At 72.2% G+C, this 13,717-nt stretch carries 13 protein-coding genes; 6 read left to right on the top strand and 7 right to left on the bottom strand.

The window, feature by feature from the left end; all coding sequences use genetic code 11:
- Nucleotides 1-42: 42 nt before the first annotated feature.
- From L2C96_RS10420 to mtnA, 3 genes are all read right to left on the bottom strand, one after another.
- Nucleotides 43-543, bottom strand: a complete 501-nt coding sequence (locus L2C96_RS10420; RefSeq protein WP_237336005.1) for a hypothetical protein — start codon at nt 541-543, stop codon at nt 43-45.
- Between the two features lie 55 nt (nt 544-598).
- A complete protein-coding gene (locus tag L2C96_RS10415) occupies nt 599-2,515 on the bottom strand; it encodes a S53 family peptidase (protein WP_237336004.1) in 1,917 nt (638 codons plus the stop codon).
- Between the two features lie 95 nt (nt 2,516-2,610).
- Entirely contained in the window at nt 2,611-3,594 is a 984-nt protein-coding gene (gene mtnA, locus L2C96_RS10410) for an S-methyl-5-thioribose-1-phosphate isomerase (protein WP_237336003.1), read from the bottom strand.
- Nucleotides 3,595-3,647: 53 nt separating this feature from the next.
- Here mtnA and L2C96_RS10405 point away from each other — a divergent pair, with 53 nt between their 5' ends.
- Nucleotides 3,648-5,000 carry a TrpB-like pyridoxal phosphate-dependent enzyme gene (locus tag L2C96_RS10405; protein ID WP_020421735.1) on the top strand — a complete coding sequence of 451 codons (1,353 nt, stop codon included), beginning with the start codon at nt 3,648-3,650 and terminating at the stop codon, nt 4,998-5,000.
- Entirely contained in the window at nt 4,997-5,746 is a 750-nt protein-coding gene (locus tag L2C96_RS10400; RefSeq protein WP_237336002.1) for a tryptophan 2,3-dioxygenase, read from the top strand. Before L2C96_RS10405 ends, L2C96_RS10400 begins: the two co-directional genes overlap by 4 nt.
- Nucleotides 5,747-5,879: 133 nt before the next feature.
- Here L2C96_RS10400 and L2C96_RS10395 read toward each other — a convergent pair whose 3' ends face one another.
- Nucleotides 5,880-6,662, bottom strand: coding sequence for an alpha/beta fold hydrolase (locus L2C96_RS10395; protein WP_237336001.1), 783 nt, complete (start codon nt 6,660-6,662; stop codon nt 5,880-5,882).
- A gap of 154 nt (nt 6,663-6,816) precedes the next feature.
- Between L2C96_RS10395 and L2C96_RS10390 the strand changes: the two genes are divergently transcribed.
- Entirely contained in the window at nt 6,817-7,890 is a 1,074-nt protein-coding gene (locus L2C96_RS10390) for a Glu/Leu/Phe/Val family dehydrogenase (protein ID WP_027936407.1), read from the top strand.
- On the top strand, nt 7,887-8,795 hold the full coding sequence (locus tag L2C96_RS10385; RefSeq protein ID WP_237336000.1) for a serine hydrolase: 909 nt from the start codon (nt 7,887-7,889) through the stop codon (nt 8,793-8,795). Before L2C96_RS10390 ends, L2C96_RS10385 begins: the two co-directional genes overlap by 4 nt.
- Here L2C96_RS10385 and L2C96_RS10380 read toward each other — a convergent pair.
- The gene (locus L2C96_RS10380) at nt 8,747-9,703 is read right to left on the bottom strand and encodes a LysR family transcriptional regulator (protein WP_237335999.1); all 957 of its coding nucleotides are present in this window, start codon (nt 9,701-9,703) and stop codon (nt 8,747-8,749) included. The two genes, L2C96_RS10385 and L2C96_RS10380, sit on opposite strands and share 49 nt — an antisense overlap.
- 83 nt (nt 9,704-9,786) lie before the next feature.
- Here L2C96_RS10380 and L2C96_RS10375 point away from each other — a divergent pair, with 83 nt between their 5' ends.
- Nucleotides 9,787-10,752: an MBL fold metallo-hydrolase gene (locus L2C96_RS10375; protein WP_237335998.1), complete on the top strand. Its 966-nt coding sequence runs from the start codon at nt 9,787-9,789 to the stop codon at nt 10,750-10,752.
- 44 nt (nt 10,753-10,796) lie between these two features.
- Here the strand turns inward: L2C96_RS10375 and L2C96_RS10370 are convergent, their stop codons facing one another.
- Nucleotides 10,797-10,985 carry a DUF5302 domain-containing protein gene (locus L2C96_RS10370; protein ID WP_020421728.1) on the bottom strand — a complete coding sequence of 63 codons (189 nt, stop codon included), beginning with the start codon at nt 10,983-10,985 and terminating at the stop codon, nt 10,797-10,799.
- A 129-nt stretch (nt 10,986-11,114) separates the two neighbouring features.
- Between L2C96_RS10370 and L2C96_RS10365 the strand changes: the two genes are divergently transcribed.
- Nucleotides 11,115-11,837, top strand: coding sequence for a TetR/AcrR family transcriptional regulator (locus L2C96_RS10365; RefSeq protein WP_237335997.1), 723 nt, complete (start codon nt 11,115-11,117; stop codon nt 11,835-11,837).
- Nucleotides 11,838-11,891: 54 nt separating this feature from the next.
- On the opposite strand, the gene L2C96_RS10360 is transcribed toward L2C96_RS10365, so the two are convergent.
- Complete coding sequence (locus L2C96_RS10360; RefSeq protein ID WP_237335996.1) at nt 11,892-13,676, bottom strand: VanW family protein; 1,785 nt, start codon at nt 13,674-13,676, stop codon at nt 11,892-11,894.
- Nucleotides 13,677-13,717 lie beyond the last annotated feature (41 nt).

The raw sequence follows: 13,717 nt of genomic DNA, 5'->3' as shown, positions 1-13,717 counted from the left end.
AAGATAACCGCGGCGGCCACCGGTTTTCGGTGGTCGCCACGGTCAGCAGTGGATCCGCAGCCGGACGACCATCGCCTCCGGGGCGAGGTCGTCGAGGTAGGAGTTGGCGTACTCGAAGTACCCGGTGCCGGCCACAGGCACCTGGTCGTCGTGGCAGATCCACGAGCCGTTCAGGGACAGCAGGTTCTCGGTGGCGACCGCCCGGTCCGGAACCCGCCTGGCGAACGGAATCCACGGGTCGGGCTCCAACGCCCTCCGCGCGGCGCGCGTGCGCATGCCCGCGAAGTCGAGCAACCCGCGGGGACCACCGTCGCACGTGCCGGGAGTCCACTCGCGGGGCTCGCCGCGCGCGTCCACCGCCGCCCGGACCAGGCGCGGATCGTTCCCGTGACCTGGGAGCACGTCGAACACGTCACCGGACCGGCCGAGCCACCAGTGGTCCCACTCGCCGTCCGCGAACGGCGACATCGCCTCGTCGAGCGCGGCTCGCAGGTCCCGGTGGGCGTCCGAGGGCAGGCAGACCGTAACCATCTCGTGTGCCACGCACCGAAGATAACCGTGGCGGCCACCGGTTTTCGGTGGCCGCCACGGTCACCCGCTAGGGCAGGAGCAGGAACGCCAAGCCGTTCGGCACGCCCAGCCCGGTCACGTTGTCGTACCCGGGTGTCGTGTGGATCGTCAGGCCCGGCCAGTCCAGCTCACGCGCCGACGTGATCAGGCCGCCGCTCGCGTCCACCGAGTTCGCGTAGTCGACCCGCATCACCGCCCCGTCCACGTGGCGCACGTCCTTGATCGCCGGGGTGCCACCGGCCCGGTAGATCACCGGGTTGACGAACCCGTGGTGGAACCCGGTCAGGCTGTCCGACACCGCCATGATCCCGGCCACCAGCGGCGACGACAGGCTGGTGCCGCCGATCCGGTACTGGTCGTAGTACACGCCGTCGGGGAAGGTCTGCGTCTGCCCGACCAGGAAACCGGTGTTCGGGTCGCCCAGCGCGGAGATGTCGGGCACCACGCGGCCCTTCGCCTTGCCGCGCTGGTTCTGCGCCGCGAGCGCGTCCGGCACGACACCCCGCTGGTAGAACGGCTCGTCGAACAGCACGCTGGTGCCGCCGCCCGAACCGGACGTGTACGCGGCGGGGCCGTACGTCCCGCCGGTCAGCGTGCTCTTGCCGGTCTCCCAACCGGTTTCGAACAACGTCCGGCCGTCCTTGCCGACCGCGAGGCTCGTCCCGCCGACCGCGGTCACCCAGGCGTCCGACGCCGGGAAGTCCGCCGACGGGCTGCCCAGCCTGGCTGCCTCGTCACCGTTGTCGCCGGAGGAGAAGTAAACGCCGATGCCCTCCATCGCCGCCTGCTGCGCGATCTGCGTCCACACCCGCACCTCGGCGGCCGGGATGTCCTCGCCCGCGTCGCCGTAGGAGTTGGAGATGATGTCGGCCTCGTGCCCGGCGACGATCCAGTTCAGGGCCTCGTCGAGCGAGGAGTCCTGGCAGTCGGACCCGCCGACGTACAGGATCTTCGCGCCGGGCGCCATCGCGTGCACGGCCTCGACGTCCAGGGTCTGCTCGCCGTACCAGCCGGCCGCGTCGCACTGGTCCGGCGGCTCCTGGTCGACGTTGGCGGGGAACACCTTCTCCGCGAACTGCGACCGCCGCAGCGGGTGTGCCGGGTCGTTGCGCCTGGCGTACTCGGCGGCGTCGGCGTACAGCGTCGGCGAGGCGAAAGCGTCCACAATGGCCACCGTGGTGCCGCTGCCGTCCGCCCGCACCCCGTCCAGCCCGTAGGCCGACCGCAGCTGCGCGGGCGTGTAGCCGCACGGCGCGTACGGCCGCTGCTGCCCGTTGTAGGCCGGGTCCGTGGTGTCGGTCTTCTCGCCGTAGTAGGCGCTGCACGGCTGCGCGTTGCGGAAACCGTCGGACGGCGGCACGTCCGCGGGCGATCCGTCCGTCGTGTCCGGCTTCATCAGCGCGCCGGCCTGGTCGACGCCGATCACGCCGAGCACGTCCCCGGACAACGCGGCGGGCACCGACAGTTCCCGGTCCGCGGCCCGTAGCACCTGCCCGTCGACGCGGTAGCGCGCCAGGTCCACGCCGAACGCCTGCTCGACCTGGCCGGTGGTCCCGGTCGCCTCGACGTAGGCGCGGTTGGCGGGGACCTCGCCGATGCTGAACCCGCTGCCGGACAACCAGTTCCGCACCGCGCCGAGCGTCTCGTCGGTCGCGGCGAACCGGTCGCGCACCTGGTCCGGCGTCAGGTACCGGCGGAACGACGGGCTGGACGGGTCGGACACGGCGCGGGCGGTGGCGTCCGCGCCGGCCTGGTCGCGCGTGGTCAGGTACACCCGGAAGCTGAGCTTCGCGGACGGGGCGGACTCGGCGACCTTGGCCTGCGGGGTCGCCCACAGCGGGTGGGACAGCGGGATCACCGCGCGTCCCTGCGCGGCGGCGGTGCCCGGCACGAGCACACCACCCGCCAGCGCCAGCGACGCGACAACAGTCAATGCTCTTCGCATTGCGCAGACATTAGAACCGCGTCCGGGAAAAGCCAGCGCGTCAGCGAATTCGTTACCAGGTTACCGAAGAAAGTCGGGAACCCGGCAAACGGAATTCAGGGCGCCATCGGCCCCTTTTCGGTGACCACAGCGGTGATCAGCTCCGCCGGAGTCACGTCGAACGCCGGGTTGAACACATTCGTCCCGGGCGGTGCGACCGGAATGCCGGAAATGGTGGTGATCTCCTCCGGCGCCCGTTCTTCGATGACGATGGATTCGCCCGATTCCAATTCCGGATCCACTGTGGACGATGGCGCCACGACGACGAAGGGCAGCCCGTGCCGCGCGGCGGCGATCGCCAGGCCGTAGGTGCCGATCTTGTTCGCCACATCGCCGTTGGCCGCGATCCGGTCCGCGCCCACTACGACGCAGTCGACCATCCCGCGCGCCATCGCCGCGGCCGCCGCGGAATCCGGCAGGACCCGGTGCGGCACGCCGGCCTCGGTGAGCTCCCACGCCGTCAGCCGCGCGCCCTGCAGCAGCGGGCGGGTTTCGTCGGCGAGCACGTACTCCAGACGCCCGGCCGCCTGCAGGTGCCACACCACACCGAGCGCGGTGCCCCACCCGACCGTCGCCAGCCGCCCGGCGTTGCAGTGCGTGAGCAGGCGCAGCGGGCGGCGCGGGCACTTCTCCAGGATGAGCTCGGTGGCGCGGGCGGAGGCCTCGTGGTTGAGCCGCTCGTCCTCGTCGAGCAGGGCGAGCGCCTCGGCGAGGACGGCGTCGGGACCGTCGCCGAGCCGGGCCAGCGCGCGGGACACGCCCCAGCTCAGGTTGACCGCGGTGGGCCGGGCGGCGGCCAGCCGCTCGGCGTCCGCGCGCACCGCCGCCGGGTCGTCGGAGGCGAAGGCCGCCAGCGCCGTGCCCAGCGCCCCGGCGCCGCCGAGAGCGGGCGCGCCGCGCACGGCGAGCCTGCGGATCGCGTCGATCAGTTCGTCCACGGTGGTCAGCCGCAGCGTCCGGTACTCGCCCGGCAGGGCTACCTGGTCGATGATCTCGACGGCACCGTTCACCCAGTCGATGGTCCTGCGCACGTCTTCCATTGAACGCCATCGCGAGCCAAGCTGGGGGAGCCGCCACGAGGGAGGTGCATCCGATGACCGGTCGCACGAAGTACCTGCTCGACGAGTCGGACCTGCCCACGACCTGGTACAACGTGATCCCCGACCTGCCGGAGCCGCCGCCCCCGCCGCTGCACCCCGGCACGCGCGAGCCGGTCGGGCCGGACGACCTCGCGCCGCTGTTCCCGCAGGCGATCATCGGCCAGGAAGTCACTCAAGATCGCTTTGTCGACATCCCCGGCGAGGTGCTGGACGTCTACCGGCTGTGGCGGCCATCGCCGCTGTACCGGGCGCGGCGCCTGGAGAAGGCGCTCGGCACGCCGGCCCGGATCTACTACAAGTACGAGGGCGTCAGCCCGGTCGGCTCGCACAAGCCGAACACCGCCGTGCCGCAGGCGTTCTACAACGCGGCGGAAGGTATCCGGCGGCTGACCACCGAGACCGGCGCCGGGCAGTGGGGCAGCGCGCTCGCGTTCGCGTCGGCGACGTTCGGGCTGGAGTGCGAGGTCTGGCAGGTGCGGGCCTCCTACGACCAGAAGCCCTACCGCAAGATCATGATGGAGACCTTCGGCGCGACGGTGCACCCGAGCCCGTCGAAGGAGACCGCGGCCGGGCGCGCCGTGCTGGACGCGGACCCGGACTCGACCGGCAGCCTGGGCATCGCGATCAGCGAGGCCGTCGAGCAGGCGGCCGCCGACCCGGACACCCGGTACGCGCTGGGCAGCGTGCTCAACCACGTCCTGCTGCACCAGACGGTGATCGGCGAGGAGGCTCTGCTGCAGTTCGCGCAGGCCGGCGACACGCCGGACGTGATCGTCGGCTGCACCGGCGGCGGGTCCAACTTCGGCGGGCTGGTGTTCCCGTTCCTGCGGGAGAAGCTGGCCGGGCGGATCGACCCGGTGATCCGCGCGGTCGAGCCCGCCGCGTGCCCGTCGCTGACGCGCGGCCGGTACGCCTACGACTTCGGCGACACGGCCGGGCTGACGCCGCTGCTGAAGATGCACACCCTGGGGCACGACTTCATCCCGGACCCGATCCACGCCGGCGGCCTGCGCTACCACGGGATGGCGCCGCTGCTGTCGCACATCTACGAGCTGGGCCTGGTCGAGGCGCTCGCGGTGGGGCAGCAGGAGTGCTTCGCGGCCGGGGTGCGGTTCGCCCGCGCCGAGGGCATCATCCCGGCGCCCGAGCCGACGCACGCGCTGGCGGCCTGCATCCAAGAAGCGTTGCGCTGCAAAGAAACCGGGGAGGAGAAGGCGATCCTGACCGCGTTGTGCGGGCACGCGCACCTCGACCTGCCCGCCTACGCCGCGTACCTGTCCGGGCGGATGACCGACAACGAGCTGCCCGAGTCCGCGCTCGCCGACTCGCTGGCGGGGCTGCCGTGACCTCGGGCGAGCACGCGTCCCTGACCTACACGTCGTACCTGGCGCTGGACGACCTGCTGGCCGCGCAGCACCCGCGGTCGGAGGAACACGACGAGCTGCTGTTCATCGTGATCCACCAGGTGTACGAGCTGTGGTTCAAGCAGATGCTGCACGAGCTGGCGCACCTGCAGGCCAGGCTCGAAGCCGGCGACACCGCGCACGCGATCCGCACCCTGCGGCGGGTGCTGACCATCCTGAAGGTCGTGGTCGCGCAGATCGACGTGCTGGAGACGATGACGCCGAGCCAGTTCACCAGTTTCCGCACCCGGCTGGACGCGGCGAGCGGGTTCCAGTCGGCGCAGTTCCGGGAGCTGGAGGCGGTGCTGGGCCGTCGCGACCCGGGGATGGTCGCGCACTACCCCGAGGACAGCCCGGCGCGGAAGCGGATCGCGGCGGCGATGGCGCGCCCGTCGCTGTTCGACTCGTTCCTGACCTACCTGTCGGTGCACGGCTACGACGTCAGCGGCGACCGCCGGAAGCTGCTGCTGGGGGTCTACACGGACGACGGCGGGCCGGCCACGGTGGCCGAGCACCTGGTCGACCTGGACGAGGGCGTGCAGGAGTGGCGGTACCGGCACGTGAAGATGGTCGAACGCACGATCGGCGACAAGGCGGGCACGGGCGGTTCGTCCGGCGCGAAGTACCTGCGGGGGACGCTGTTCAAGCCGCTGTTCCCGGACCTGTGGGCGGTGCGCGCCGACCTGTAGCGGCCGCGAACGACCAGCCCGGCGCGGCACCGGGGAACTCGCCGGGCTGGGGAACTCACCGGGCGCGGCACCGGGACTCGCCGGGCGCGGCGGGTTGGCTGTTCAACGTGGCGAGTTGGCCAGTCCCGGGCGGTCAGGCGTCGCGCAGGCGGGCCAGCAGCGGGTCCAGCGCGGCGGGGTCCTCGACGTGCGCGTTGTGCCCCAGCCCCGGCAGGATCACCGCGCCGTCCGGCAGGTGCTCGGCCGGGCACATCGGGTCGTGCTCGCCGGCCGCCAGGATCACCGGCGCTCGTGCCGCCGCCAGCAGGCCGTCCAGGTCCGGGGCGCCCACCCCGAACGCCGCCTGGTCCAGCGCCAGCCGCCAACCCTCGGTGCGCTCGCGGCCAGCGGTCGGCGCGCCCCCGCCCGGCGCGTGTTCAGCCACCGCCGAGCCCTCCACCAGCCCGCTGTCCACGATCGGCGAGTCCGCGGGCACCAGGCCGTGCAGGCCGGAGACCTTCAGCCACCGCGCCACGGCCTCGTCGCGGGAGCCGAACACCTTCGCCGGCCGCCCGGCCTGGTCGGCGGCCCGCGCCAGCTCCTCGTCGCTCCAGCGCACCTTCATGCCGAGTCCGCAAGCCCCGCTCACCCGCACCCCGAACCAACCGCTCGCCAGGGTGAGGGCCACCACCCCGCCGAGGGAGTGCCCCAGCACCGCCACCGTCGTCCCGGCAGGCACGACCTCGGCGACCGCGGCGGCCAGCGCCCCGAACGAATACCGGGGGAGCGGTTCCGACCGGCCGTGGCCGGGCAGGTCGGGCACGATCCAGCGGCCCGGCCACCGCTCGACCAGCCCGTTCCACACCGCCCCCGTCGCGCCGAGGCCGTGCAGGGCGAGCAGGGTCGGTCCGTCGGAACCACCGGTGCGCACGTGCATCGCCCGATCTTCCCATGGCTTTTCGCCCGAAGAACGCTAAGTTTCTCCTCACGAGCCGACGGGAACGACCTTCCCGGGAGCTCCACCCACAACCGGTACCCCTCCGCGGCGCCACGAACGTCGCCGGACGGGTCGCAGATGAGGAGTCACCACCGTGACGGATGGAGTGTTCGGCCGCGAAAGCGGTCACGAACAGGTCGTGTTCTGCCAGGACCAGGCGACCGGCCTGAAGGCGATCATCGCGATCTACTCGACCGCGCTCGGCCCCGCCCTCGGCGGCACGCGCTTCTACCCCTACAGCCGCGAAAGCGACGCGCTCGACGACGTCCTCGCGCTGTCCAAGGGCATGGCCTACAAGAACGCCCTCGCCGGGCTCGACCTCGGCGGTGGCAAGGCCGTCATCATCGGCGACCCGGCGACCACCAAGACCGAGGCGCTGCTGCGCGCCTACGGCCGGTTCGTCCAGTCGCTCGGCGGGCGGTACTACACCGCCTGCGACGTGGGCACCTACGTCGCCGACATGGACGTCATCGCCCGCGAGACCCGCTTCGTCACCGGCCGCTCCCGCGACGACGGCGGCGCGGGCGACTCCTCGGTGCTGACCGCGTTCGGCGTGTTCCAGGGCATGCGCGCCGCCGCCGAGTTCCGGTGGGGCAGCGCGGACCTGGCCGGCCGGCACGTCGGCGTCTCCGGCGTCGGCAAGGTGGGGCACATCCTCGTCGGGCACCTCGTCGAGGCCGGCGCCCGGGTGTCGGTCACCGACGTGTCGCAGGCGGCCGTCGAGCGCGTGAAGGCCGCCCACCCGGCGGTCGAGGTCGTCGAGGACAACGCCACGCTGCTGCGGATGCCGCTCGACGTCTTCGCGCCGTGCGCGCTCGGTGGCGCGCTCAACGACACCACGGTGCCCGAGCTGGGCGCCGAGATCGTGTGCGGCGCCGCGAACAACCAGCTCGCCCACCCCGGCATCGAGAAGTCGCTGGAGGACCGGGGCGTGCTGTACGCGCCGGACTACCTGGTCAACGCGGGCGGCGTGATCCAGGTGAGCGACGAGCTGCACGGCTTCGACTTCGAGCGGGCCAAGCGCAAGGCGGCGGGCATCTTCGAGACGACGAAGGCGGTGTTCGAGCTGGCCAAGGCCGAGGGCGTGCCCCCGGCGACGGCCGCCGACCGGCTGGCGGAGCGCCGCATGTCGGAGGTCGGCAGGCTGCGGTCCATCCTTACCGTGTGACACCAGGGAAGATCTTCGAAGCGGCGGGCGTGCGGGGTTGGCTGCACGCCCGCTGCCTCGACTGCGGCGGCGAAACCGGTCACCACCCGGACGAGCCGGTCGTGCTCGCCTCCGTCGTCAAGGTTCCGCTCGTCCTCGAACTGGCCCGCCAGGTCGCCGCGGGGCAGCTCGACCCGGCCGATCGCCTGCGGGTCACCGCGGCCGACCGGCTCGGCGGCACCGGCACCGCGGGCTGCGCCGACGACGTCGAGATGAGCCTGCGGGACGCGGCCTTCTTCGCCCTCTCGGTCAGCGACAACACCGCGGCCGACCTGCTCTTCGACCGCGTCGGCCTGGACAACGTGCGCTCGCTGCTGCGCGAGCTGGGGCTGGCGGACACCCGCGTCATCGGTTCGCCGCGCGACGTCGTCGCCACCATGGCCGAGGACATCGGCGCCCGCGACGCCGCCGATTTCGCCCGCCGCTTCCCTGCTCTGTCCGCCGAGGAGGTCTTCGCCACCCGCGCACTCGACCCGCTCCGGACCTCGGCGAGCACCCCGCGCGACATGACCACCCTGCTCGCCGCGATCGCCGGCGACACCGCGGGACCGCCCGAGGCGTGCGGTTGGGTCCGGCAGCTGATGGGCCAGCAGGTCAACTGGCACCGCCTCACGGCCGCCTTCCCGCCCCAGGTCCGGGTGTGGGGGAAGACCGGTTCCCTGCTCGCGGTGCGCAACGAGATCGGCGTCGCCGAATATCCCGGGGGCGAGCGCTACGCCGTCGCGGTGTTCACGAAGGCCCCGACGCTCGAATCGCGCCTGCCGGACGTCGACCACGCCATCGGCGAGGCCGCGAAGGCGGCGATCGAGGAGATCGTTCACGAGCGCCCGAACACCACGCTCCACGGCCGCAGCACCGGGTCCTGAACCGGCGCGAGCGTGGTCACCCCGTCCCGCGCCAGCACGTCCGCCACGACGTCCGCCAGCCGCGCGGCCTCCGGGTGCGGGTTCACCGCCGGCCAGGCGACCGACATCCGCCACGACAGCGACCCCGCCGCCAGCGGCCGCCACACCACGCGCGGCTCCTTGCGCGCCACCAGACCCTGGTCGAACGCCACGCCCTGCCCGGACAACACGAGCCCCAGCAGGAACTCCGGGTTCCGCGCGTGCCGCACGTGCGACGGGCGGAACCCCTGCTCCCAGCACGTCCGCAGCGTCGCGTCGTACAGGCCGGGCGCGGCGGCCCGCGGGAACAGCACCAGCCCGTACCCGGCCAGGTCGCCCAGCGCCAGCTCCGACCGGGCCGCCAGCGGCGAATCCCGCGGCAGGACGACCCCCAGCGGCGTCTGCACCGCCGGACCCAGTTCCAGCCCCGAGACGTCCACCGGGTGCTGGAGCAACCCGGCGTCCAGCTCGCGGTCGGCCAGCAGCCGCACCTGCTCGGTCGTCGTCAGCTCCTGCAGGTCCAGCCGCACGTCCGGGCACGCGCGCCCGAACTCGGTGAGCAGGTCGGCCAGCACGCGCCCCGCCAGCTCCGGCGGCACGCCGACCCGCAGCGCGTCGATCTCGCCGCGGTGCGCCTTCCCGACCAGCGTGCGCATCCGCTCCCACCGGGCCAGCAGGTCACGCGATTCGGCGAGCAGGATCTGCCCGGCCTCGGTCAGCTCGACGCGGCGGCTGTCGCGTTCGAACAGCCGCGCGCCGAGGTCGTCCTCGAGCCTGCGGATGCGCTGGCTCAGCGGCGGCTGGGCGATGCCCAGCCGGTCCGCGGCACGTCCGAAGTGGAGTTCTTCGGCAACCACGACGAAGTAGCGCAACGCGCGCAGTGGGTCCACCCTGCGACGATATCCGCCGGCGTATCAGGGCAGGCCAGGACTGGTCTTGGACAGCCGTACCACTTCCGTGCTGGGCTGGCGCCATGACTGATCGACTGAGCAGGCGCGGGGTGTTCGGAGCGGGCCTGGGGGCCGCCGCCGTACTCGCCGGAGTGGCGCCCGCGGCCGCCCGTGCCGCGACCGGCGGGGGACTCACGCTGCGCTGGTGGGGGAACAACAGCTGGGAGATCCGGATGCCCAGCGCCGACGGCACGACCACGAAGACCGTCCTGATCGACCCGTGGCTGACCCGCTTCCGCACCGGCACCTACTCGCCGGAGGGGGCGGACCCGAAGACCCGGCTGTCCGTGGACACCGGCCTCATCGACCACTACGTGGACAGCGGCGAGTTGCGGGCCGACCACATCCTGGTGACCCACGGCCACTACGACCACCTGACCGATGTCCCTTACCTGGCGCGGAAAACCGGGGCGACCGTGTACGGGACGGAAACGCACCTGAACCTGATGGCCGCGCTCGGCGCTCCGGAGGACCAGCTGGCGGTCGCGAGCGGCGGCGAGTTCCTCACCTTCGACGGCTACACGATCCGGATCCTGCGCTCACTGCACTCGGCGTCCGGCGCGCGGGCGGCGGTGCCGTTCCCGGGAACGCGGCCGGGTCTCGGGCTCGGCCACCTGCCAAAACCGAAATATATTCAGGATCTTGTGGAGGGCGGAACGCTCGCGTACCACGTGACCTCCGCCCGCGGCGGCAGCGTGATCGACTTCGGCGGATCGAACTACGTCGAGTCGGAACTGGACGGTCTGCGTCCGGATGTGGTGCTGCTTCCCGCCGGTGGCGGCAAGATCGCCGACTACGTGGGCCGCCTGCTGCGTGTGCTCGGGCAACCGCCCTATGTGATCCCCACGCACTGGGACGACTTCGACCACCCGCTGACCGAACCGGCCCGCGACTGGGGCGGCCTGGACGCGCTGCGGTCGGCGGTGGCGGTGGCGTCCCCGGCCTCGCGGTTCGTCGTGGTCGACCACCTGCGGACCTTCGCGCTCTGACCCGGGTCGGCGTGGGTGCCGGTCAGGGCACCCACGCCGTCCGGTCAGCCGCTCTTGCGGCGGAAGGTGCGCTTGCTGGCCGCTGGGCCGTGTCCGTGGACGTGGCCGCCCTTGCCGCCCCCGCTGTCGTGCTTGCCGGACGACTGGGCGTTCGCCTGCTTGCGTTCGAGGGCTTCGCGGAACCTGCGCTTGACGTCGTCTTCCGAATCATTCGGTGAACTGTTCTCGGACATACGACCTCCTGGGTGTCACGCGCTTGCTCGTCCAGCCTCCCAGGCCCGGTCCACCTTGGCGAGCCGTTTTCGTCACGATTCACGGCGGTGTTGACTGGCGCGCCAACACGAGGGAGCTACTGTTACGCCATGGCGAAGTCTGCTCCCGTGCCCGGCCGTCCGCGCTCCCGTGACGCGGCGGGGCTGCCCGCGGTCACCCCGGATCGCATCATCGACGCGGCGCTCGAGCTGACGGCCAGGCACGGGGTGGAGTCGTCGACGCTGCGCCAGCTCGCCGGCGCGGTCGACGCCTACCCGGCGGTGATCTACCACCACGTGGGCGACCGGGACACGGTCGTGACGGCGGTCGTCGACCGCGTCATAGCCATGTACGAGCTGCCGCCTGCCGAGATGGAGTGGCGCGCCTGGTGGCGCCAGTTCCTCACCAACCTGCGGCTGGTGTTCATGCGCTACCCCGGCGTGGCCCGGCGGGTCGCGCTCAACGGCCCCTCGGTCGAGGCGGGCGGGCCCACTGTGGACCGTGCGATGAGGACACTGCTGGGCGCCGGGTTCGAGCAGGACGAGGCCGCCATGGTGTGCCGCCTGCTGGTCAGCCAGGCCTGCCTGTTCATCTCGCTGGAGGACGACCAGCGCAAGGCCGGCGAGGTGAAGGCCCAGATCTCCAGCGGGTGGGGCGAGCCGACTGCGGACCCGGACCTGGCCGGTCTGGCCACGCTCAGCGAATCGGTCCACGAGCGCCTCGCCGACCCGGCGAAGAACCGCGACTACTTCGGCGAGCTGTTCGACTACGCCGTGGACCGCGTGCTGGACGGCGTCCAGGTGCGGCTCGATGAGATCAAGCGCGGCTCCTGACCGACGCGAAACGGGGCCGCACCGGATCGGTGCGGCCCCGTTTTCACGTCCCCGTCAGGGGCAGACGATCTTCGGCTGCGGGTTGTAGTGCACGGTGCGGGTCTCGCGCTTGACCTCGCGGCCGGTCTTCGCGTCCCGCAGCACCCGGGTGTCGCTGGTGGTGAAGCCCTGCGCCCCGTTGGAGGGGTGGCAGTTCTCCGCCGGGCCCGGCTTCTCCTGCGGCGGGACGAAGTTCGACCGCGGCCCCGGGATCGACTCGACGGTGTACCGCTTGGTGCCCCACAGCTTCACCGTGATGGACGACGGCGTCCAGATCGTCTGGATCGCCACGCCGGTGTCGGAGTCGTTGGTGAACTTCAGGTCGATCACGCTGCTGCCGCTGGCGCTCTGGAACACCGTCGCCTCCCGCGCGGCGGGGTAGCGGCTGATGTAGTAGCTGTGCTCCTTGTGCCCGGCGTCCTTCAGCCCGGCGAAGTAGGCCGCGTTGTACAGCGTGGTGGCGAACTGCGAGATGCCGCCGCCGACCTCGCGGGCCGGGGCGCCGTTCTCGATCACTCCGGCCTCGACGTAGCCCTGTGCCTTGCCGCGCGGACCGGTGAACCCGTTGAGGCTGAACGTCTCGCCCGGCTTCACGATCGCGCCGTTCACCTTCTGCGCGACGGTCCTGATGTTCACGCCGGAGTCGGCGGCGAACCCGCCCGTGGTGAACTCGCCGATGACCTCGGTGATGCCGAGCTGGTTGGCCTGCTCGGTGGTCACCTTCGCCGGGGTGGTGTGGTACTTCGCGACCAGTTCGTGCGCGCCCGGCGCCTTGAGCAGGTCGAACAGCGGCTGCAGGGTCGGGTTCCAGTCGACGCCCTTGCCATCCACCGACGGCTGCACCGTGGGTCGGCCGCCCTCGAACACGATCTGGGCGTCCTTGCCCTCCTTCTCGGAGGACTTGAGCTGCGGGCCGGCCGCCTCGACGATCTTGTTGTGGTCGACCTTCGGCACCAGCGTGCCGCCTTCGCCCGGCTCGAACGACAGCGCTGCGGCCACGGCCTCGGGGGAGAGCGTCGCGGTGGCGCCCTCGCCTCGGATGACCAGCGGCGTGGACACGGCGGGCTTGGCGAACCCGTCCAGCGTGGCCTGCACGGCCTCGGCCGAGACCTGGACCGGCGTGGTCGTCACCGGGAGGTTCAGCGTCTGCCCGGTCGCCCAGTGGCGCAGCACCTCGTTCTTGGCGCCCTCGGCGTCGAGCTGCTGGCCGGGCTGCGGCGGCACCGCGACCGGCTGGGCCTCCTCGAACCGGATCGTGCCCTCGACGGGGAGGCGGTCCGTGCGGCCGCGCAGCTCCTCGATGGCCGCGGCGAGCTTGTTCTGGTCCGCGTGGGTGACCACGCCGACCTCGCGGTCGCTGAAGAACGACGCGATGCGGGTGAACGGGTTGAGCGGCTGGTCGCCTGCCTGGTCCAAAGTGGACGGCCAGTCGAGCGTGAGGCCGGCCGTGGACGGGTCGATCGCGGCGGTGGCGTCACCGGCGCGCACCGGGATCGTCTGCGTCAGCCGCGGTTCGATCTCGTCCCGCAGCTTGTCCTCGGCCGCGGTGCGCTTGAGACCGCCGACCTCGACCCCGGCGACGGTGACCCCGCGGGGCACGTTGCCCTGGCTCACCAGCAGGTCGACGGCGTAGAGCGCGGCGAGCACGCCGAGCACCGACCCGGCGATGATCGCGGCGCGCTTGGCGGACTTCTTCTTCCGCGGCGGCTCCTGCGTCACCTTCGGCAGCACGTCGGTGACCGGGGTCATGACCTCGGTCCGCTCGTCGTCGGACGTGGGCCACGCGGGTTCCTGCGTCAAGGCTCACCCCTCCTGATCCGGACAACCCGGATGAAGGTTAC

Origin of the sequence: Amycolatopsis tucumanensis (genome assembly GCF_021654135.1) — a bacterium.
Taxonomy (GTDB): domain Bacteria; phylum Actinomycetota; class Actinomycetes; order Mycobacteriales; family Pseudonocardiaceae; genus Amycolatopsis_E; species Amycolatopsis_E tucumanensis.
This window is presented reverse-complemented; position numbering and strand designations above follow the sequence as displayed.

Coding starts and splice junctions, on each gene's coding strand:
- L2C96_RS10415 (WP_237336004.1), bottom strand. CDS start 2,515: ATGCGAAGAGCATTGACTGTTGTCGCGTCGCTGGCGCTGGCGGGTGGT.
- mtnA (WP_237336003.1), bottom strand. CDS start 3,594: ATGGAAGACGTGCGCAGGACCATCGACTGGGTGAACGGTGCCGTCGAG.
- L2C96_RS10405 (WP_020421735.1), top strand. CDS start 3,648: ATGACCGGTCGCACGAAGTACCTGCTCGACGAGTCGGACCTGCCCACG.
- L2C96_RS10395 (WP_237336001.1), bottom strand. CDS start 6,662: ATGCACGTGCGCACCGGTGGTTCCGACGGACCGACCCTGCTCGCCCTG.
- L2C96_RS10375 (WP_237335998.1), top strand. CDS start 9,787: ATGACTGATCGACTGAGCAGGCGCGGGGTGTTCGGAGCGGGCCTGGGG.
- L2C96_RS10370 (WP_020421728.1), bottom strand. CDS start 10,985: ATGTCCGAGAACAGTTCACCGAATGATTCGGAAGACGACGTCAAGCGC.
- L2C96_RS10365 (WP_237335997.1), top strand. CDS start 11,115: ATGGCGAAGTCTGCTCCCGTGCCCGGCCGTCCGCGCTCCCGTGACGCG.